Origin of the sequence: Mesorhizobium sp. M6A.T.Ce.TU.002.03.1.1 (genome assembly GCF_003997275.1) — a bacterium.
Classification (GTDB): domain Bacteria; phylum Pseudomonadota; class Alphaproteobacteria; order Rhizobiales; family Rhizobiaceae; genus Mesorhizobium; species Mesorhizobium mediterraneum.
The window spans coordinates 1-20,244 of sequence record NZ_RZTI01000049.1; the positions used below are offsets into that span (position 1 = coordinate 1).

Annotated in this window: 21 protein-coding genes; 18 read left to right on the forward strand and 3 right to left on the reverse strand. The window is 61.0% G+C overall.

Annotated features, from left to right (window positions below; translation table 11 throughout):
• The first annotated feature begins 532 nt into the window (after positions 1 to 532).
• From EOC93_RS16325 to EOC93_RS16350, 6 genes are all read left to right on the forward strand, one after another.
• A complete protein-coding gene (locus EOC93_RS16325) occupies positions 533 to 742 on the forward strand; it encodes a hypothetical protein (RefSeq protein WP_095489006.1) in 210 nt (69 codons plus the stop codon).
• A gap of 37 nt (positions 743 to 779) precedes the next feature.
• Positions 780 to 1,784 (forward strand): ABC transporter substrate-binding protein, encoded by a 1,005-nt coding sequence (locus EOC93_RS16330; protein ID WP_127205133.1) that lies wholly within the window; start codon positions 780 to 782, stop codon positions 1,782 to 1,784.
• Complete coding sequence (locus EOC93_RS16335; protein WP_127205134.1) at positions 1,781 to 2,602, forward strand: ABC transporter permease; 822 nt, start codon at positions 1,781 to 1,783, stop codon at positions 2,600 to 2,602. The genes EOC93_RS16330 and EOC93_RS16335 overlap by 4 nt, the downstream gene beginning before the upstream one ends.
• Positions 2,571 to 3,311 carry an ATP-binding cassette domain-containing protein gene (locus EOC93_RS16340; RefSeq protein WP_095489003.1) on the forward strand — a complete coding sequence of 247 codons (741 nt, stop codon included), beginning with the start codon at positions 2,571 to 2,573 and terminating at the stop codon, positions 3,309 to 3,311. Before EOC93_RS16335 ends, EOC93_RS16340 begins: the two co-directional genes overlap by 32 nt.
• Before the next feature lie 35 nt (positions 3,312 to 3,346).
• A complete protein-coding gene (locus tag EOC93_RS16345; protein WP_127205135.1) occupies positions 3,347 to 4,318 on the forward strand; it encodes a quinoprotein relay system zinc metallohydrolase 2 in 972 nt (323 codons plus the stop codon).
• Between the two features lie 117 nt (positions 4,319 to 4,435).
• A complete protein-coding gene (locus EOC93_RS16350; protein ID WP_127205136.1) occupies positions 4,436 to 5,299 on the forward strand; it encodes a quinoprotein dehydrogenase-associated SoxYZ-like carrier in 864 nt (287 codons plus the stop codon).
• 23 nt (positions 5,300 to 5,322) lie between these two features.
• Here EOC93_RS16350 and EOC93_RS16355 read toward each other — a convergent pair whose 3' ends face one another.
• Positions 5,323 to 5,676, reverse strand: a complete 354-nt coding sequence (locus EOC93_RS16355) for a hypothetical protein (protein ID WP_095489000.1) — start codon at positions 5,674 to 5,676, stop codon at positions 5,323 to 5,325.
• Between the two features lie 673 nt (positions 5,677 to 6,349).
• Here EOC93_RS16355 and EOC93_RS16360 point away from each other — a divergent pair.
• The 4 genes from EOC93_RS16360 (at position 6,350) to EOC93_RS16375 (ending at position 10,387) form a co-directional block, all read left to right on the forward strand.
• On the forward strand, positions 6,350 to 8,248 hold the full coding sequence (locus tag EOC93_RS16360; RefSeq protein ID WP_095488999.1) for a methanol/ethanol family PQQ-dependent dehydrogenase: 1,899 nt from the start codon (positions 6,350 to 6,352) through the stop codon (positions 8,246 to 8,248).
• A gap of 181 nt (positions 8,249 to 8,429) precedes the next feature.
• Positions 8,430 to 8,954: a c-type cytochrome, methanol metabolism-related gene (locus EOC93_RS16365; RefSeq protein WP_095488998.1), complete on the forward strand. Its 525-nt coding sequence runs from the start codon at positions 8,430 to 8,432 to the stop codon at positions 8,952 to 8,954.
• A gap of 1 nt (position 8,955) precedes the next feature.
• Positions 8,956 to 9,819: a quinoprotein dehydrogenase-associated putative ABC transporter substrate-binding protein gene (locus tag EOC93_RS16370; protein ID WP_164759161.1), complete on the forward strand. Its 864-nt coding sequence runs from the start codon at positions 8,956 to 8,958 to the stop codon at positions 9,817 to 9,819.
• Positions 9,820 to 9,829: 10 nt separating this feature from the next.
• Positions 9,830 to 10,387, forward strand: coding sequence for a PQQ-dependent catabolism-associated CXXCW motif protein (locus EOC93_RS16375; RefSeq protein WP_095488996.1), 558 nt, complete (start codon positions 9,830 to 9,832; stop codon positions 10,385 to 10,387).
• A 57-nt stretch (positions 10,388 to 10,444) separates the two neighbouring features.
• Here the strand turns inward: EOC93_RS16375 and EOC93_RS34120 are convergent, their stop codons facing one another.
• Entirely contained in the window at positions 10,445 to 10,582 is a 138-nt protein-coding gene (locus EOC93_RS34120; RefSeq protein ID WP_164547143.1) for a hypothetical protein, read from the reverse strand.
• A gap of 220 nt (positions 10,583 to 10,802) precedes the next feature.
• On the opposite strand from EOC93_RS34120, the gene pqqB reads away from it, so the two are divergent.
• Genes pqqB through pqqE form a run of 4 tightly spaced genes read left to right on the forward strand, consistent with a single transcriptional unit; the run spans position 10,803 to position 13,907 of the window.
• Positions 10,803 to 11,741 carry a pyrroloquinoline quinone biosynthesis protein PqqB gene (gene pqqB, locus EOC93_RS16385; RefSeq protein WP_127205138.1) on the forward strand — a complete coding sequence of 313 codons (939 nt, stop codon included), beginning with the start codon at positions 10,803 to 10,805 and terminating at the stop codon, positions 11,739 to 11,741.
• Positions 11,738 to 12,496 carry a pyrroloquinoline-quinone synthase PqqC gene (gene pqqC / locus EOC93_RS16390; protein WP_095488994.1) on the forward strand — a complete coding sequence of 253 codons (759 nt, stop codon included), beginning with the start codon at positions 11,738 to 11,740 and terminating at the stop codon, positions 12,494 to 12,496. Before pqqB ends, pqqC begins: the two co-directional genes overlap by 4 nt.
• The gene (pqqD, locus tag EOC93_RS16395; protein ID WP_095488993.1) at positions 12,493 to 12,789 is read left to right on the forward strand and encodes a pyrroloquinoline quinone biosynthesis peptide chaperone PqqD; all 297 of its coding nucleotides are present in this window, start codon (positions 12,493 to 12,495) and stop codon (positions 12,787 to 12,789) included. The genes pqqC and pqqD overlap by 4 nt, the downstream gene beginning before the upstream one ends.
• A complete protein-coding gene (gene pqqE / locus EOC93_RS16400; protein ID WP_127205139.1) occupies positions 12,786 to 13,907 on the forward strand; it encodes a pyrroloquinoline quinone biosynthesis protein PqqE in 1,122 nt (373 codons plus the stop codon). The genes pqqD and pqqE overlap by 4 nt, the downstream gene beginning before the upstream one ends.
• A 9-nt stretch (positions 13,908 to 13,916) precedes the next feature.
• Here the strand turns inward: pqqE and folP are convergent, their stop codons facing one another.
• Positions 13,917 to 14,756: a dihydropteroate synthase gene (gene folP / locus EOC93_RS16405; RefSeq protein ID WP_126105396.1), complete on the reverse strand. Its 840-nt coding sequence runs from the start codon at positions 14,754 to 14,756 to the stop codon at positions 13,917 to 13,919.
• A 106-nt stretch (positions 14,757 to 14,862) separates the two neighbouring features.
• Here folP and EOC93_RS16410 point away from each other — a divergent pair, with 106 nt between their 5' ends.
• From EOC93_RS16410 to EOC93_RS16425, 4 genes are all read left to right on the forward strand, one after another.
• Positions 14,863 to 15,195 carry an SRPBCC domain-containing protein gene (locus EOC93_RS16410; protein WP_245461476.1) on the forward strand — a complete coding sequence of 111 codons (333 nt, stop codon included), beginning with the start codon at positions 14,863 to 14,865 and terminating at the stop codon, positions 15,193 to 15,195.
• A 161-nt stretch (positions 15,196 to 15,356) separates the two neighbouring features.
• Complete coding sequence (locus EOC93_RS16415) at positions 15,357 to 15,773, forward strand: GFA family protein (RefSeq protein WP_126105394.1); 417 nt, start codon at positions 15,357 to 15,359, stop codon at positions 15,771 to 15,773.
• Between the two features lie 160 nt (positions 15,774 to 15,933).
• Positions 15,934 to 19,056 (forward strand): AAA family ATPase, encoded by a 3,123-nt coding sequence (locus EOC93_RS16420; protein WP_164547142.1) that lies wholly within the window; start codon positions 15,934 to 15,936, stop codon positions 19,054 to 19,056.
• 29 nt (positions 19,057 to 19,085) lie between these two features.
• Positions 19,086 to 20,243, forward strand: coding sequence for a YcaO-like family protein (locus EOC93_RS16425; protein WP_164547141.1), 1,158 nt, complete (start codon positions 19,086 to 19,088; stop codon positions 20,241 to 20,243).
• The last annotated feature ends 1 nt before the right edge of the window (position 20,244 follow it).

Consider the following 20,244-nt stretch of genomic DNA (forward strand, 5'->3'; position numbering starts at 1 on the left):
CCCCCCTTGCGGGGGAGATGCCCGGCAGGGCAGAGGGGGGTGCTGTCCCGCTGGCCTGTCAGCCAATTACAGCCACGCCTCAGGGTGTTTCCGGTTGGGAATGGGTTAAATCGAGAGTTGGCGATCCTTCCCCCCCTCTGTCCTGCCGGACATCTCCCCCGCAAGGGGGGAGATTGGATGCCGCTTCGGCTTTCGCTAACCACCACCGCTGGAAGACTGGGCAAGGGGAGTGCAACCTGAAGCGATTGCCCTCGTATTTTCATTGCTTTGTGACGGCAGTTATGCTAGGAATTTATTCACGGCGCTGATTTGCGCCAACAACCCGCCGCCGAGGCGGGTTTTTTGTTTCAGGCTTCGGCGCCCCCTGTCCATTCGCCTTTGTTGACGGCCATTGGGCGAACGCGTAGCCTAAAACCATTCCGGTTTTCCATGGGCACCTCGGGACTCCGGCAGTTGGCGATTTTTGTCCAGGCTCGCAGATCGGGCCGGATCTCGCCGAAGCGGGCGTCTTCAAGCGCGCAAGAGGTGCTGAATGGATATGGTCGACCTCATACTAACGGTTTGCCTGATTGCCAATCCGGGCAACTGCCGAGACGAGCATCTCTATTTCGAGAGCCGTGGCTCTCTGTTCCAATGTATGATGCTGGCGCCCAGCGAAATCGCGAAGTGGTCGCAGGAACACCCGACCCTCAAGGTCAAGCGCTGGAAATGCGCTTCCCCGAGCAAGGACCGTGCGATCTGATCGGCGCCCGGCTTATCCTGGCCCGGGAGGAGGCATCATGATGATTTCGCGTCGAGGAACGCTCCGTCTGGCAGCTCTTGGAACAGCCGCGGCTCTCGCCTCAAGACCCTCCTTCGCCATGGCCCCCTCCTTCGCCATGGGCAAGCTTCGCATCGGCGTGCTGAAGTTCGGCACCGTGAGCTGGGCGCTTGACACCATGAAACAGCACAAGTTCGACGCAGCCAACGGCATCGATCTGGAGGTCATCGATTTCGCCGGCGAGGATGCAACCAACGTCGCCATGCTGGCCGGCGCGATCGACATGATCGTCTCCGACTGGCTGTGGGTCTCGCGCCAGCGCTCGGAAGGCGTCGACCTCACATTGGTCCCCTATTCGACCGCCGTCGGGGCGATCATGGTGAAGGAGCAATCGCCGATCCGGACGATCGCCGATCTCAAGGGAAAAAAGATCGGCGTCGCTGGCGGGCCTCTCGATAAAAGCTGGCTGCTGATCCAGGCACTGGCCAGACGCGATCACGGCCTCGACCTGCCGGCAATCAGCGACATCGTCTTTGGCGCGCCGCCGCTGATTTCGGAAAAGGCGATGCAAGGCGAACTCGATGCGGTGCTCAATTTCTGGCATTTTTGCGCCCGGCTCGAGGCCAACGGCTTTCGTCGGCTGATCGGCGCCGATGATGCAGCGAAAGCGCTCGGGGCCTCGGGCGCGGTGTCGGCGCTCGGCTATGTCTTTCATGACAAATGGGCGAACGAGAATCCGGACGCTATCAGGGGCTTCATCAAGGCCTCAGCGCAGTCCAAGGACTTGCTGGCCAGATCCGACGATGAGTGGCTGCGCCTTGCGCCGATTATCCGCGCACAAGGCGAGGAATTGGCAAAACTGCGTGACCGCTATCGCGACGGCATTCCCAGACGCCCCGTCGCCGAGGATGCGGCCGACGCAGGCAAGCTCTACCGCGTGCTGGCCGAGATCGGCGGCGAAAAGCTGGTCGGCCGCGCGCCCGAAATGGCGCCCGGCACGTTCTGGCAGGAACCCCCGAAATGACCGCACCCGACACCGGCGATCGCACGCCTGGTGCTGCGGCCGGCAGCCAATCCAGCCTAGCAACGGCGCTGACACCCGTGCTGACGGTCGCGGTCTCTCTGCTCGGGCTTTGCCTGCTGTGGGGTTTTGCGGCAAATGCCTGGCCGAGCCGTGCCTTTCCAGGGCCGGGACAGGTCTGGCAGGTGCTGCTGGCAGAGGCGGCGAGCGGCGACCTTTTCTACCATCTCGGCGCGACACTCGGCCGGGTTGCCGCGGCATATGTCATCGCGATGGTCGTTGGCTCGGTCATCGGCGTTCTCCTCGGCAGCTACCGCAGCGCAGACCGGTTCTTCAGTCCCTGGGTGATCCTGTTTCTCAACATTCCCGCGCTGGTGGTCATCGTGCTCGCCTATATCTGGTTCGGCCTCAACGAAGCGGCGGCGATTGGAGCGGTTGCCGTCAACAAGATCCCGAATGTCGTGGTGACGATGCGCGAAGGCGCCAGGGCGCTTGATCCGAACTATGCCGAAATGGCCGTCGTCTACCGCTTCGGTCTTCTCGACCGCATACGCCATGTCCTGCTGCCGCAGTTGCAGCCCTATCTTGCCGCCGCCTCACGATCCGGCATCGCCCTCATCTGGAAGATCGTCCTGGTGGTCGAGCTGCTCGGCCGTTCCAATGGCGTCGGCTTCCAGATCTATCTCTATTTCCAGCTCTTCGACGTCGCCGCCATTCTTGCCTACACGCTGGCTTTCGTGGCGGTGATGCTTGTCATCGAACTTCTTGTGGTGCAGCCCGTTGAACGACATGCAACCCGTTGGCGCCGTCGTCCCGCTTAGGGTCGACATCGCCGAAAAGACCTTCAGGTCCGCGCAGGGCGTCTCGATCACGGCGCTCCAGGACCTTTCGTTCGAGGTCCGGCAGGGCGAATTCGCCTGCTTGCTGGGGCCGTCGGGCTGCGGCAAGACCACGACGCTGCGCATCCTGCTTGGGTTGGACAAAGATTTTTCCGGCTCCTTCCAACTGCCTGAAGGCGGCTCCAACCGGATCGCCGCCGTATTCCAGGAGCCGATTCTGCTGCCATGGCGGACAGTGGAGCAGAATGTCAGGCTGGCACTGCCGAAAAGCCTGAGAACGAAGAACCTCGACGGGCTGTTCGACACGCTCGGTCTCGCCGGCATGCGCTCGCTCTATCCGGCGGAGCTTTCGCTCGGCCTTGCGCGCAGGGCAGCGCTGGCCAGGGCCTTCGCCACCGAACCGGCAGTGCTTTTCCTGGACGAACCCTTTGCCTCGCTCGACGAACGGACCGCCGAGCGGCTTCGGCACCTGCTTTTGACCGTGTGGTCGGCGCGGCCTACGACCGCCCTGATGGTCACGCACAATCTGCGCGAGGCCCTGATGCTGTCGGATCGCATCATCGTGCTCGCGCAGCGGCCAGCCCATGTGCTCGGCATGTTCGACGTAAGGCTGCCGCGGCACTATCGCAATCCACAGGTGATGAGCGACCTTTTGCGGTCTTTCCACCAAAAATTTCCGGGCGTGGTCTGATCGCCTTACAGCTCGAATGCATATCGGGGGAAGCCATGCCGATCGATAGGGTACGACGCAAGCTTATGAGCGGCTTCGCCTGCACCGCGGTTAGCGCCGCGATGCTGCCCTGTTGCCTCGGGCGGGCCGCTCTTGCCGCTGCCGGCGGCCTTGAAGTCACGGTCAGGAAAGTCGCCGACGGCGTCTTCGCTTTCCAGGGCGTGGATGAATTGATGAACGCCGCCAACCAGGGCGCGATCTCTAACCTGGGCGTCGTCGTCGGGACCGATGCCGTTGCCGTCATCGACAGCGGCGGCAGCATGGTCGAGGCGAACGCCTTCATCGCCGCGATCGGCAAAATAAGCCCCAAGCCGGTTCGCTACCTGATCAACACCCACATGCACCCCGACCACATCTTCGGCAACGCGGCATTCCGGGAGATCGGCGCGACCATCGTCGGCCATCACAATCTGCCGCGCGCGCTTGAGGCGCGCGGCGCGTTCTACCTGCAAAGCTTTCGCCAACAGATCGGCGACGCGCTCATGAAAGGGGTCGAGATCATACCGCCGACGATGCTGGTCGATGATCGCCTGCAGCTCGACCTCGGCGGGCGCGTGCTCGAATTGCAGGCATGGAAAGCGGCGCACACCGACAACGACCTGACCGTCTTCGACAGCGCGACCCGCACGCTGTTTGCCGGCGATCTCGTTTTCGTCGGTTCCTTGCCGACGCTCGACGGATCGCTGCTCGGCTGGCTTCGCCAGATGGATGCGCTCGCCGCGATCGGCGCCGCGCGCGCCGTGCCGGGTCATGGCCCGGTGCCGGCCGACTGGCCGGAGGCGCTGACGGCGGAGCGGCGCTATTTCGAGGTTCTGGCGCGCGACATTCGCAAGGCGATCGCCGACGGGATGCCGCTCAGCGAGGCAGTCAAGACCGCCGGCGCAAGCGAACGGGGCAATTGGCATCTGTTCGACGAGTACAATGAGCGCAATGCAACGGCCGCCTTTGCCGAACTCGAATGGGAATAGACCGCACGACAAGCGCTGGAAGTGGACGAGGTCGATCGATTTGCCAACGCATCGTCAAGGGCTTATCCTCGACATCAGCCTGGGCACCACCTCTCTGACATTGGTGGAGGCATCGAAATGCAGAACCACGCTTACCGGAGCCGGCAGCCCGCCTTGCCGCTCGCAGCCATCCTTGCCGCGATCATCCTGGCTGCTGGCACGCTCGTTGGTTCCTCCGGAGCCGCCAACGCGCAGCAAACAACCGCATCTTCGGACAGTATCTGGCAGGATTTGAAAGGCGACGTGTTCGGCGATCGGGCAATTCTGGTCGATAGCGGCGTCGTCAGGATCGAGGCACCGAAGCGGGCGCAGGATGCCGCCATCGTGCCCGTCGACATCTATATCGACCCCGCCAAGGCGCCTGACGGCATCAAATCCGTCACCTTGATCATCGACGTCAATCCGGCACCGGTGGCGGCGACGTTCCAGATCGGCAAGGACGCCGGCGTGACGCATCTGTCGACGCGCGTGCGCGTCAACGACTATTCCTATCTGCGTGCCATAGCAGAAACGCAGGGTGGCGAGCTCCACATGGCTCAGACCTTCGTCAAGGCATCGGGCGGATGCTCGGCCCCGGCGGTCAAGAACCAGGACGAGGCGCTGGCGACGATGGGGCAGATGAAGCTGCGCCAATTCCCGCCTCAAGAGACGATGACAAAGGCACAGGAATTGCAGCTGATGATCCGGCACCCGAACAATTCGGGCCTGCAGCGCAACCCGCTGACCCAGTATTTCATCCCCGCGCATTTTGTTCAGAAACTATCGATCTCGCAGGCAGACCGGCCGATTCTCTCGATGGAAGGTGGAATATCGATTTCGGAAGATCCCAATTTCCGATTCGATTTCACGGCGCACGGCAATGGCCAAATCCAGGTCGAAGCTATCGATACGGATGGCAAGGTATTTCGCAATCAATGGCCACTGGAGGCTACGGGGCTCTGAAGCCGCGTGCGCAACGCGTTTGTTTAAAAGCAGCGCACGTCGGCTTCCGCCTGCGCGCGCTTCAGTTCCGTGCTCGCGGCTTTTGCCGGCGCGCTTTCGCGAAACAGTCCCGAACGCTCCCCTGTCGTCAGGGACATGCTCTTGAAGGTCTCGGCCCTTTCATAATCCTCGAACGGAAGGATCGAGGCGATGACGTCGATCGAGCAGGAACAGCTCTCCAGCGCCCGACGTGTCTGGCCATTCGTCTGCATGCAGCCGAGCACATAGTCGACAACCGTCACCGTCGGATAATCTCCGGCGGCGCCGGCCGGATTGGCGAAGGCCAGGGCCGATGTAAGCAACAGCGGCAAGGTCGAAAAGCCGACATATCTGAGCATGGGGAACCCTCCGTTTGGCCCGGACGTGACAGATCGAGCCCGATGGATCGAGACGGATCACAGCACCAGTTGGCCTCGTGCCACCACGCCAGTCAAGTTCTCATGCAGGCCGTATAGTACCAAAGGAGCAGGGCCGTGCCGGCCGGCAAAAGGCCTCCTCGACGACACGATCACCCCCTCCGAATCCCGGTGCCGACCTTCATTTCATGTCTCCTCCACTATCGGCACCCCGAGCGACACGCGCATACTTAATTTTACACGATCCAATGAATATTCATAAATAAAACTTAATACATTCCGTCCAAAAAATACGCAAAATTGGGTAACTTATATAAATCCAGACTCATTCACAGTCGATCAATAGCTTTCTGTATGAGTTTTTTCATATCTATTTCTCTATATTGCAGTGCAACATAGACGGAAGTGATTTTTCTTGCCTTCCGCTTGGGGATGACATAGCTTCATCCTGTTTCCGGCTTCAAGGGCGTCACCGTCATTAGGGAGCGGCGACAGTCTTTCGTAGGCCAAGTGGGATGGGCAGTAACGGTGCCCTCTGCTCATTCGGCTTAGGTCGTGACACGCTGCCGGAAATACTTCCCCCACATGAATCGCTTGGGCAAGCCCTCGTGGGCTCAACGGACGATTCGTCATTGTGAACCCTGGGAGGACTTTGATGCGTGTATTTGCGAAAACTGCCTACCTACTAACGACCGCGGCGCTCATGTCGTTCGGCGCGGTCCACATGACGTCGGCCAATGAAGAACTAATGAAAATGGCCGAAAACCCCAAGGACTGGGTGATGCAGACGGGTGACTACGCCAACACCCGCTTTTCCAAACTTAACCAGATCACCAAGGACAACGTGAAGAACCTGCAGGTCAAGTGGAGCTTCTCCACTGGCGTGCTGCGCGGCCATGAAGGCGGGCCGCTGATTATCGGCGATGTGATGTATGTCCACGCGCCGTTCCCGAACACCGTCTATGCTCTCGATCTCAACAATGACGGAAAGATCCTCTGGAAATACGAGCCCAAGCAAGACCCCAATGTTATTGGGATCATGTGCTGCGACACGGTCAATCGTGGCGTCGCCTATGGTGACGGCAAGATCATTCTAAACCAGGCCGACACCACCGTCGTGGCGCTCGATGCCAAGACCGGCAAGGTCGTCTGGTCAGTCAAGAACGGCGAGCAGACCGACGGCGGAAAGGGCGAATCCGGCACGTCAGCACCCGTAGTCGTCAAGGACAAGGTGCTGGTCGGCGTCTCCGGCGCTGAATTCGGCGTTCGCGGCTGGTTGGCCGCCTACAATCTGGCAGATGGCAAGCTCGCCTGGAAAGCCTATTCGGAAGGTCCGGACGCAGACACCCTGATCGATCCCGAGAAGACCACCCATCTCGGCAAACCTGTCGGAAAGGATTCCGGCACGAACACCTGGGAAGGCGAGCAGTGGAAGACAGGCGGCGGCACGACATGGGGATGGTATTCCTATGATCCCAAGCTGAACCTGGTTTACTATGGTACCGGCAATCCCTCGACATGGAACCCGGTCCAGCGCCCAGGCGACAATCGCTGGTCCATGACAATCATGGCTCGCGATGCGGATACTGGTGTTGCCAAATGGCTCTACCAGATGACCCCGCATGACGAATGGGACTTTGACGGCATCAACGAGATGATTCTCGTCGATGGCATGGAGGTCGGCGGCGCCAAGCGCGACGTGCTGGTGCATTTCGACCGCAATGGCTTTGCCTACACCATGGATCGCGCCAGTGGCGAACTTCTCGTCGCCAAGAAATACGATCCGGCAGTGAACTGGGCGACGGAAGTCAACATGGACCCCAGCAGCGACCAGTATGGCCGCCCGCAGGTCGTGGCCAAATATTCGACCCAGGCGAACGGCGAAGACACCAACACGACGGGCATCTGCCCGGCGGCGCTTGGAACCAAGGACCAGCAACCGGCGGCCTATTCGCCGAAGACCGGCCTGTTCTACGTGCCGACAAACCATGTCTGCATGGACTATGAGCCTTATAAGGTGAGCTACACTGCCGGTCAGCCTTACGTGGGCGCCACCGTGTCGATGTATCCTCCCCCTGGAGCCGACCACATGGGCAACTTCATTGCCTGGGATGCTGCCAAGGGCGAGATCGTCTGGTCGAAACCCGAGAAGTTCTCGGTGTGGTCGGGCGCGCTGGCAACCGACGGCGACGTCGTCTTCTACGGCACGCTCGAGGGCTACATCAAGGCGGTCGATCATGACGGGAATGAACTCTACAAGTTCAAGACCCCGTCCGGCATCATCGGCAACATCACGGCCTACGAGCATGGCGGCAAGCAGTACATCGCCGTTCTGTCCGGCGTCGGCGGATGGGCCGGTATCGGTCTGGCAGGTGGACTGCTTTCGCCCGAAAACGCCGCTGCCTGGCATGGCGCCGTCGATCAGGGCCGTGAGCAAGGCGACGAGACTGCGGTCGTTGGGACTGCTGGTCTGGGAGCGGTCGGTGGCTACGCAGCACTGGCCGACTACACGACGCTGGGCGGTCAGCTCACCGTCTTCGGTCTCCCGGACTGACACTCGGGAACCTTAGGCACACGCCTCGGGTCTTGTGAAAAGACCAAGGCTTGAAAAGCGAGAGCCCGGATCACCGGGAAGCCAGGACCGGGCTCTCGATTTCGCCGCGCCCTAAAACATCGATCAATGCCGCTTCACGACAGAAAAGCCCGTGTCCGTGGCAAATGAAGGAAGATACTGAATGTCCGTTCGCATTGTAATTTCCGCCCTCGCCCTGGCTCTGCTGCCTCTGGCAAGCTCAAGTCTCGCGCAGGCCGAGGACAGCGCGGAAAAAGCCAAGGCGGTGACGGAAGAGGCCGGCAAACATTTCGACGCGGACGGAAACCCGACCTACAAGATCGAAAACGGAACCGTGGATTGGTACACGTTCAGCGGTTATCGCCGCTATCACTCCGATTGCCATGTCTGTCACGGACCGGACGGCACCGGTTCGAGCTATGCGCCGGCCCTGGTCAACAGCCTGAAAACCATGGATTACGGCACGTTCCTCTCGATTGTCGCCGAAGGCCGCAAGAATGTCGGCGGCGGCAAGGAGAATGTCATGCCTGCCTTTGGCGACAACAAGAACGTCTATTGCTACATGGACGATCTCTACGTCTACCTCCGCGCCCGCGCCGACGGTGCGGCGCCCCGCGGCAGACCGCCGAAGAAAGCAGACAAGCCACAAGCAGCGAAGGATGCCGAAGCATCCTGTATGGGTGGATGATATGACTGGCCGTGATGCGTTGAAGCTGCGTTTTGTGCTGTCGATCGTCGGCGCACTCGCCTTGCCGCCTTCGAACGCCCAGGCGCAGGACGCCGGCCTTGGTGCCGCAGGAGAACTGGTCGACCCCGATATTCTGCGCGTCTGCGCCGATCCTTCGAACATGCCTTTCACCGACAAGAGCGGCGAAGGCTTCGAAAACAAGCTGGCCGAACTGGTTGCAGCGAAAACCGGTCGGAAGTCCGTCGCCTACACGTGGTTTCCTCTTGTCGCCGGCTTCGTGCGCAACACGCTGGCGGCCAACCGATGCGACATCATCATGGGCTATGCCCAGGGCGATGAACTGGTGCAGAACACCAACGCCTACTATCGCTCCTCCTATGTGCTGGTGCACCCGAAGGGCAGCGGCATGGAAGGCGTCGAGACGATCGAGGATCCGAAACTCACCGGCAAGAAGATCGGTGTCGTCGAAAGCACGCCGCCGACTGCCAACATGGCTGCCAACAAGCTCTTGCGAACGGCAAAAATCTATCCCTTGGCGGTGGATACGCGCCTCACCCCTTCCATGGGGGAGGTCATGATCAAGGACATGCTCGCCGGCAAGATCGACGCGGCGGTCATTTGGGGACCGATGGCAGGCTACTATGCCAAGGAACTCGGCGCCGACCTCACGATCGTTCCGCTGGTGAAGGAAAAAACCGGCTCGCGCATGTCCTATCGTATCACCATGGGCGTGCGTCCATCCGACCAGGAATGGAAGCGGTCGCTCAACCGGGTGATCAGGGAAAACCAGGCGGAGATCAACAGGATCCTGCTGGACTACAATGTGCCGCTGATCGACGAACACGATAATCCGATCACGCAATGACGATGCCGGTATGAAGGGAAAGGAGACGATTTTGCTGGTCGCTGCGGGCCTTCTCAGTCTGACCGAACCGATGTGGGCTGGCGATATCGCCGAGCCCGGCGGCTACCGGATGGACGAATATCGGGCGCCGGTGCCGCAGACGCTGCAAGGTGCGAGCGTGGTGACGACGGCAGAGGCCGAGGCGCTGTGGCGGGAGAAGAAGGCGGTGTTCTTCGACGTCATGCCGAACACGCCGAAGCCGGCCAATTTGCCGGCAGGAACGATTTGGAGAGAGGCGATCAGAAAGGACATCCCGGGCAGCATCTGGCTGGCCAACGTCGGTTACGGCGCTATCTCCGAGGAGACCGCCAGCTATTTTCGCCAAGGCCTCGCGGCCGAAGCCGGTGCCGACAAGTCGCGCGCTATCCTGTTCTATTGCATGACGAATTGCTGGATGTCCTGGAATGCCGCGAAACGGGCCGTCGAATGGGGCTACAGTTCGGTGATCTGGTATCCGCTCGGCGCCGATGGATGGGAGCGTGCAAACCTTCCGCTGGAGGAGAAGAAGCCTTACGTGATCAGCAATTGAAGCATGAGCATTGTTATTTCGATCGTCTTGTTTTTCGATTTTTCAGAACCTACCGTTTCATTTGTCCATTTTGAGAGCTGATGGACGAGCCATTGCAATGGTGCCCAGCAATGGTTGACTGAGAAAAGGATCGGCCCCTTCGGGCTGGTAGAAGAGGAGAAATGCCATGAAGAAGAGCTGGACAAAACCGACCATGTGCCAAGTCGCTGCGGGCTTCGAAATTTCGCGGTATCTGCCTGCTGAAATTCCTCCCAAGAAGTAGGCCGCAGAGGTGCGTGTCCCTGGCAACGGGGACACGCACTTTCTTGCCGCGTGAGATCTTCGTGGAAGGCGTTGACGCGTTCGACGCGGGCGCGAAGCCATTCACGGCCGAAAATTTCCTGCTGGTTGAACAAGCCGCAGAGCGGGCATTGCAATGCGCTTGAAGATCATCGGCTCGGCGGCAGGCGGCGGCTTTCCGCAATGGAATTGCAACTATCGCCTGAGCCGCGCGGCTCGCAGCGGGGTGGCTGGCGTGCATTCGCGAACCCAATCAAGCATCGCCGCGTCAGCGGACGGGGCCGGCTGGGTTCTCTTCAACGCCTCGCCCGATATTCGCCAACAGATTGCGCAAACGCCCGAATTGCAGCCCGCGCTCGATGCGCCGCTGCGTTCGACGCCTATCCGTGCGGTGGTGCTGACCAATGCCGATGTCGATCATGTCGCCGGCCTGCTCAGCCTGCGTGAGCGGCAGCCTTTCGCTATCTATGCAACGACACAGGTTCTGGCGACGCTGGAGGCGAATTCGATTTTCAATGTTCTCGATCCGTCGCTCGTGCCGCGACGCATCTTACCGCCGGGAGAAGAACTGGCGATCTGCGATGCAGACGGCCACGACACCGGCGTTGCTGTCGAGAGCTTTCCCGTGCCCGGGAAGATAGCGCTCTATCTCGAGGAAAGAAGCCAGCCGGACGCCAATTTCAGCTCCGACGCCGGCGACACGATTGGCGTCCGTATCGCCGGCGCCGGCCGGCGCGGCTCCGTCATCTATATACCGGGCTGCGCGCGCATCGATGCGACCTTGCGCGCGCGCCTAGCCAATGCCGCCTGCCTTCTGTTCGACGGCACGGTCTACATGGACGACGAGATGATTGCTGCCGGCGTCGGTCAAAAAACCGGTGCGCGCATGGGGCATCTGGCAATGTCGGGAGACGCGGGTTCGATCGCCGGCTTGGCCGATGTGAGGATCGGACGCCGTGTCTTCGTCCATATCAACAACACCAATCCTGTTCTGGACGAGAATTCCGCCGAACACGCAGCGGTCAAAGCGGCTGGCTGGGAAGTCGCCCGCGACGGGATGGAGATGGAATTTTGAACGATTTCCACGACGCGGCCAGGAACGGCCTGTCCTCCAGCGAGCTCGAAGCCGTGCTGCGGCAGGTCGGTGCCGAGCGCTATCACAACCGCCATCCTTTCCATCACAGGATGACCAGCGGTGCGCTGTCGAGGACCGAGATGCAGGCTTGGGCGCTGAACCGCTATTGCTATCAGGCTGTCATCCCGCGCAAGGATGCCATGATCCTCGCACATGCCGAGGATCCGGCGTTTCGCGCCGCCTGGCGCAAACGCATCGAAGACCACGACGGCGAGGACGGCTGGAGCGGCGGCATTGCGCGCTGGCTGCATCTGGCGACCTCGCTCGGTCTCGATGCCGATGCGGTGAAGAGCGAAAGGCTGGCGCTGCCGGCGACACGTTTCGCGGTCGGCGCTTACCTCTCCTTTTGCACGAACCGGACGCTGTTCGAGGCGGTCGCCTCGTCGCTGACCGAGATGTTCTCGCCGCTCATCATCGGCGAGCGGGTGCCGGCGATGCTGGCCAAATATGATTACATCACAGAGGATACGCTGGCCTATTTCAACCGACGGCCCGAACAGGCCTCGCGCGACGCCGACTTCGCCCTCGCTTACGTGCTCGGCCATGCCGACACGGCGGAACGCCAGCAGCAGGCGATCGATGCGCTGGTGTTCAAATGCGATATACTCTGGGCCATGCTCGACGCGCTTCAACACGCCTATGGCGAGCCGGGAAACATACCGCCCGGCGCCTTTCGTCCGGAGGCAGCCCTATGATGGCGCTGCGCGAAAGAGCCATTGTGTCGCCGCAGTCGGTGCCATCGCTGCCGAAGCACGTGCGCATACAGCACGACCCGGTGCGGCAGGCGTTCGCCGTGCTTTCGCCCGAGAAAATATTTTGGCCGAACGACATCAGCCTCGACATATTGCGCCGCTGCGATGGGCGATCCACGGTCGGCCACATCATTGCCGACCTTGCGGCGGAATATGACGCCGAACAGGAGGCCGTGGCCGCCGACGTCGTCGCCTTCCTGCAGGAATGGTCGGACAAGCTGCTGGTGAAGCTATGAGCGAGCCCCTTCTCCCTCCGATCGGCATGCTGGCGGAACTGACGCATCGCTGCCCGCTGCAATGCCCTTATTGCTCCAATCCGCTCGAATTGCTGAAGGCCAATCGCGAACTCGACACACAGACCTGGCTCGACCTGTTCTTGCAGGCGGCCGATCTCGGCGTTCTCCAGGTGCATCTGTCCGGCGGTGAACCGACGCTGCGTCGCGACCTCGAGCAATTGATCGCCGGGCTTTCGGCGCGCGGGGTCTACACCAACCTGATCACCGCCGGCGTCGGCATTGCCGAAGGCCGCATCGAGGCGTTTGCCGAAGCCGGGCTCGACCATCTGCAGCTGAGCTTTCAAGGCGCACGGCCGGCGACCACCGACCGCATCGGCAACCACAAAGGCGGCCACGAAAAGAAGCTGGAGACGGCACGCCGGGCTCGCGCGGCCGGCCTGCCGCTCACCATCAACGCGCCGATCCATCGCCACAACATCGAGGAGGTGCCGGAATTCATCGATCTAGCGCTTTCACTGGGCGCGGAGCGGCTCGAGATCGCCAACGTGCAGTATGCGGGCTGGGCGCTGACCAATCGCGATCAACTGATGCCTGAGCGCGATGCAGTTGAACGGCAGGCGGAGATCGTCGCGGCGGCACGCGAACGGCTGACCGGCATCATGAACATCGATTTCGTCCCGCCGGATTATTTCGCCATCTATCCCAAGCCGTGCATGGGTGGCTGGGCGCGAGACGCCTTCATGGTGACGCCGGACGGCACCGTGCTGCCATGCCATGCCGCACAGACCATCCCGTCGCTCAGCTTCGAGCGTTTTGGACCGCGCAGCCTGGCCGATATCTGGACCGATTCGCCAGCATTCAATGCCTTTCGCGGCACCGACTGGATGCAGCAGCCCTGCCGCAGCTGCGAACGGCGTGAAATCGACTGGGGCGGCTGCCGCTGCCAGGCGATGGCAATCGCCGGCGATGCCGCCGCGACGGACCCGGCTTGCGCGAAATCGCCGATCCATGCGCGCATGGCAATGCTGATCGACGAAGCCCAGCGTGCTGCGGCAGTTCCTTCGAAGGACGAACAATTCGTCTACCGGCGGATCGGCGTCGTGACCGAGCCCGCCTGACGCGCTCTTCTATTCCACGGTCTCGCGCTCGCGCTCGCGCACCGCGTCGGCGAAGGCCAGCGCATCGCGGTTGACCGCGACATTGTGCACGCGAAAGATCGAAGCGCCCTTCAACCGCAGGATGACGCTTGTCGCCGCTGTGCCGACGTCGCGCCCCTCGTCAGTTCCGCCGACCAGGTGACGGGCAAGACGCTTGCGTGACGTGCCGACCAGCAATGGAAAACCGAGAGCGCGCAATTCGCCGAAGCGAGCCATGAGCTCAAGGTTTTCCTCTCCATCCTTGGCGAAGGCGAAGCCCGGGTCCAGCACGATCCGATCATCTGGGATGCCGGCATGGCGCGCGATCTCCAGCGATCTGTTCAGGAACAGGAACTGGTCGGCGATCACATCCGCCAGTTTTTCGCGGTCTCGCCCGGTGTGCATGATGACGAGACCGGCGCCGGTTTCCGCCGCGACGTGCGCGATGTCTGGTTCGCGCTGCAAGCCATGCACGTCGTTGACGATATGTGCGCCCGCCGCGACCGCCAGACGCGCCGTCTCGGCCCGATAGGTGTCGACGGAAACGAGGCTGCTGCCGTCGGACGACAGCGCCTCGATGACCGGCAGGATGCGCGATTGTTCCTCCTGCGCCGAAACGGCGCCGGCGCCGGGCCGGGTGGACTCGCCGCCGACATCGATGATCGCCGCACCCTCGCCGATCATGCGCCGCGCCTGCTGGAGCGCCCGCTCCGGCCGATCGAATTCTCCCCCGTCGGAAAAACTGTCGGGCGTGACGTTCAAAATCCCCATCAGCAACGATTTCGCGCCAAGATCGAGATGCCGTCCATGAGCAAGGTGCCAGCGCATCATGCATCAACCTTCTGTCATATCAGAAGCCATTCGCGACACGATTGTCACTCACACGATCGCGGTTCCCCCATCTATCTATGCTCGTGAAACAAAAAGGAGCCTAGCAATGACCAAGGAAGCGATCAGCTTTACTTACTATATCGTTTCGACGCCGGGAAAGGTGTTTGAGGCCATAACGAAACCAGACCTCGCACGGCGCTACTGGGGCCACGAGAACGTCTCTGACTGGAAGCCCGGTTCGAGCTGGGAGCATATCCGCGCCAATGATGAGCGGAGCGTCGAGCTCGTCGGCAAGGTCGTCGAGATCTCCGCGCCGACCCGTCTCGTGATCACCTGGGCAAACGCTTCGCAGGCGTCCGATCCGGCGAGCTACAGCCGGGTGACCTTCGAGGTCGAGGAATACGAGGCCATGGTCCGGCTGACCGTCACCCATGACTAGCTCGAAGCCGGTAGCGGGATGGCGAACGGCATCAAGCGCGGCTGGCCGATCGTCCTCTCCAGCCTGAAATCCTTCCTCGAAACGGGTCAAGCGATCGATGTCTTCGCGAAGCCGCGCGCGTCCGAACGGGCGGCCTGACCGCGAAACAGGGAGCCGAGCACATGAGCATTCTCTACACCGGCGGATGCGCGTGCGGCGCGGTTCGCTACGAGGCTAAGGCAACCCCCATCTTCGAGAACCACTGCCACTGCCGTGATTGCCAGAAAAGAAGCGGCACCGGTCATGGATCCTATCTGACGTTTTCGTCGCGAGCGGACGTGACGATCACCGGCACGACGACGGAGTGGCGTGTCGCGGCGGACAACGGGAATGTGAAAATCCATTCCTTCTGCCCGGTCTGCGGAACCCCTGTCTACCTGACGTACACCGCCATGCCGGACCCGATCACGGTCCATGCAGCAAGCCTTGACGATCCGGGCCGGTTCAATCCGACCGTGGTGACGTACGGTATCCGGGCCCTCCCCTGGGACAGGATGGAAACCGGGCTGAAGACGTTCGAGAAGATGCCATCAGGCTAACCGGCGTCAGGGAGCGTGACGCACATCGTCCGAAGTATCGCTTATGATGAGGGTCGTCCGAGCGCTCTGGTGAATATTAGCGCATTTGATAGTATCGCTCCCACTCCGCCAGCCAAGGCACCGCAGCATGTCGGAAAAGGGTCGAGTAGAGCCTCCAATCGTGGCCCTTGCCAAGGGCGTTCTGAGCAAGGTCGACAGTAGTGTGTCCGACGTTCGCAGCGAGCGGCGCGTTATGACAGCTCTCTGTTATGATCTGGTCGGATCAACCGACCTGCTCGCAGTTTTGGATATCGAGGACTATGAAGAACTGATGTCGGCCTTTCGGCGTGCGGCAAGACAGGCAATCTCTTCGTGCTCGGGCGTTGTCGACAGCGAGGCCGGCGACGGCGGTGTCGCACTTTTTCCGGCAGAGATGGAGGCAAAGGACGCGGCTTCGCAAGCGATCCGGGCAGGACTCGAAATCATTGAAGCGTGCAAGCGGGTCGGGCTGGAGAAAGACCATACGGACCTACATGTTCGGGTCGGGATTGCCACATCCATGACCCTCGTTCACGGGGACGGCGGTGACCCGGCGCATGCCAGCGTCACCGGCCCTGCTTTGGCCATGGCGACGCGGCTCCAGGCTATGGCTCAGCCGGATGCAATATTGGTGTCCGATGAGACCCGAAATCTGGCGCGGCGGTCCCACGTTTTCAGTTTTCGTGGCATTCACGTTATTAAGGGTTTCGCGGAGCCGGAGCGGATTTGGCGTGCCATCAGCCACAAGCGGGACGTTGACCGCTTCTTCGCCTTCGGGCGCTTGAACAATACGTTTATAGGCCGTGGGGACGAACTGGCCACCATCGCCGCATGTTGGCATGATGCCGTCGCCGGCAAGGGCGGCGCCATTTTAGTTCAGGGTGAGGCCGGTATCGGCAAGTCTCGCCTGCTTTATGAAGTCCGCAAGAAGACACGCTTTCAGCGGGCAAAATTGCTGCTTTTTCAATGTCAGCCCGGCGGCTCCCACTCGGCCCTTTATCCTCTGCTGCAAAATGTTCGGAGTGACCTGGCTGGCAAAGAGGGTCGGCTGGAGACTTCAGACGTAGCGCAGGTCTTCGCAAATCAAAGCGTTCACGATGACGAAGTGGTCGACATCTTCTCGTTTCTACTTGGGGCTGAAGGGTCGAATCCCGGTCTGAAGGAGGCTGATCTCAAGGTCATCCGGGAGAAAGCCGCCTGGGCAGTTCGCAGAAGCATAGAAGCCATATGCGAACACGGACCACTCATCCTGGTTGTCGAAGACATACATTGGATCGACCTCACGTCGAGGCAATTGCTGGCGGAACTTGCACTCTTCATCCATAGGGTGCCCGTGCTTCTCATAATGACTGCGCGACCTGGGACTTATTTAGGGTTCCGGGACTTGCCGCATATTACTTTGAAGCCGCTCGATCGCGAGGAAACGCGACAGGCGATCATGGCCATGCGGCCGGAAATCGGGGCAGCCGCGCATTCGGAACTCATTAGCATGGTGGAGGAGGTAACCGGGGGCGTGCCTCTTTTCATCGAGGAAATCTGCCAATGGATCGCCGAGAATGCAGCCTCCATAACGGATCGCCTTGCGCCGGCCGGCTCATCGAGCCGAATATCGGTGTTTGAAGGCATCCTTCAAGCCAGGCTGGAAGCCCTGGGCCCTGCAAAGGATGTGGCACGAGCGGCCGCCGTCGCCGGCAATCGTTTCAATCTGGAATTGCTCCAGAAGCTGTTGCCGGAATACAGTGACGAGACGATCGGGAATGCACTGGACACCCTCATCGAGGCGGGATTCCTGATCCGGGTCAGGCCTTCCGGCGAGCCCGACTATGGATTTCGTCATGCCCTGATCCGGGAGACAATCTACAATGCATTGCTGCGGAGGAGACGGCAGGCCCTCCATCAGTCGCTTTTCTCCGCTGTCGGCCGCGACCGAAATCTGGCCCCGTGGCTGGGTACGGCTGAACTGGCAGAACATGCTGAACGCGCTGGCCTTATCGAGGAAGCGATCGATCAGTTCATCGCAGCCGGCCGGGAAAGTTACGTCCGCTCTGCAATGGCCGAGGCGAGACAGATTCTCGACCATGCCATGACCCTTTGCCAGCGAGTGAGAGGGCCGGACAAGCAGGATGTTTTGCGCCTCGCCGCGATGATGCCGCTCGGGCCGATACTTACAGCCACGGAAGGTCCAAACTCGCTGCCGGCCCGCAAACTTTACGAGGACGGGGTAGAGATCGCCAGGCGGCGGCCACTCGCCGAGCGTGCGAAGTGGTTTCCGATCTACTGGGGTTGGTGGTTCACCGGCCCCACCATCGACGGGGAACGCGCACGGGCCGTCCTCACCGACCTCAGGGATGTCGACGACCCCGAAGTGCAGTTTCAGGCCAGACACTGCGTTTGGGCAATCGAATTCAATCTTGGGCATCACAAGAACTGCATCGCGGCGGTCGACGAAGGACTTGCGCTCTATGGGACGGGCCAAAGGGCAGGGAATGCCACTCTGTTCGGCGGCCACGACGCCAGAGTCTGCGGCCTGTCGCATAGGGGTCTCTCTCAATGGTTTACCGGCCGGGCCGCAAGCGCAGTTCGGTCGTTGGCTGAAGCCAGGCGCTGGGCAATGCAAACGGCGCATGTTGGTAGTATCGCCCATGTCTACATCAACGAAGCGATGCTTGATTGCTATCGCCGCGATTTCTCGGCGCTGCGAGGCGTCATCGCCGATATCCGCGAATTGACGAAGCGCCACCATCTGCCCTCCCTTGCCGCCTTGGCGCAAATTCTCGAAGGCTGGTGCGAAGGAAATGCTGCTCGGGTAGAGCAAGGCAGGGACCAGATCAAAGAGGGCCTCGCGATCCACGGCGAACTCCAGACGCCGGAAGACTATCCTGTCTATTACGGCATGCTGGCGGAACTTCTGGCCCGGACAGGCGAGACTGACGAGGCCCTTACGCTTGTCTCTTCCGCGGCTGCGGAAGCCGAAGCAGGTGGCAGTCTTTCTTGGCTCGCCGAACTCTATCGGCGAAAGGCCCATCTCCTTCTACTTAGAGGTTCCTCAGGCATGGAGGTTGTTGCCGCGCTCTCCAAAAGCCTGGCTACCGCCGATGAGCAAAACGCGGTGCCAATCCTGCTCAATGCATACGAGATGCTCAGGACATGGGGCGTATCAGAGGAACTATCCCGGCAGTACCGCAGTCGCGTCGACCTGGCGAAATCAGCCATCGAGCAAGGTGCGGCGTTGTTCGTCAATCTAGAACCAAGCCTGCGCCACTAGCCTGCGCGGCTGGGAGATCGGGAGCCTCCATGCTGGAACGATACGAGCGCTCGGGTCCTCCGCCGCGCGAAGCACTCATGCGGCTAATGACGATGCGCGAGCTCTTGGGCATCACACGGATTGCAGACATCACAGGTCTCGACGTGCTCGACATACCCGTGGTTCAGGCGGTCAGGCCTTTCTCCCTTTTAAATTCCGTTTCGCAAGGCAAGGGGCCGACCAGAACCGAAGCTGCGGTATCGGCCATTCTCGAGGCCGCAGAGTCCTACTTTGCCGAGCGCTTGGCGCACTACGACCCCATCGCGGCCTCCGCAGACTCCCTGAATATTCCTCCTGAAAGATTCGAAGCCCATCTCCAGCCAGGTGTCGACCCGGGCTGGCGCAGCAGGGAGATAGCTTGGATTCATGCCGAGAATATCCTCAAGGGTGGTCTGCAGGATTGGGTCCCATTCGAGCTTGTACACACTGCCTACGTGTTCCCGCCGCGGCCCCACGAGGAAATCTTCGCTTCATCGACGTCCGGCCTGGCGGCCTCCTTCGAGGAAACAGACTCTATTCTGCACGGGATAATGGAATGCATCGAGCGCGACGCACTCACGCGGGCGGAGCGAATCCATGGCTTTTTCCAGCGCCGTCGAATTGACCCGAGAACGATCGACGATCCGACAGTTGCGAGCCTTCTCGAAAGCCTGGAAGCCAAAGGCCTGCTGGTCGGGCTTTGGCACGCCCCCTCACCGCTGGGACTACCGGTGATCTGGTGCCATCTCATGGAGGATCGGCCGCCGGAAACTGCAATTCTTCACCATCCGGCAGAGGGCTCGGCTGCAGGTTTCGATGCCGCGTCCGCGATCGTTCACGCAATCTACGAGGCGGCGCAGTCGCGACTGACGGCGATCTCCGGCGCCCGTGATGACCTGACGCGCGCGTCCTATCCAAAATATCCCGACTGGCAAAAAATTGCGGCGCACCGACGCCTCCTGTCCGACGGCCCTCGCGACGTACATTTCCATGCGATTGCCGGGCAGAATTACACCAGCGCCGGAAATAGGATGTCCGCTCTTCTCGCAAAGATCGAGGGCGCAGGAATCGATACAGTGTACATGATTCAGCTCGATACGAGACCGCTCGGCGACCTGTCAGTCGTAAGGATCGTCATACCGGCCTTAACGCCGCTGTTGCATGGCTAGG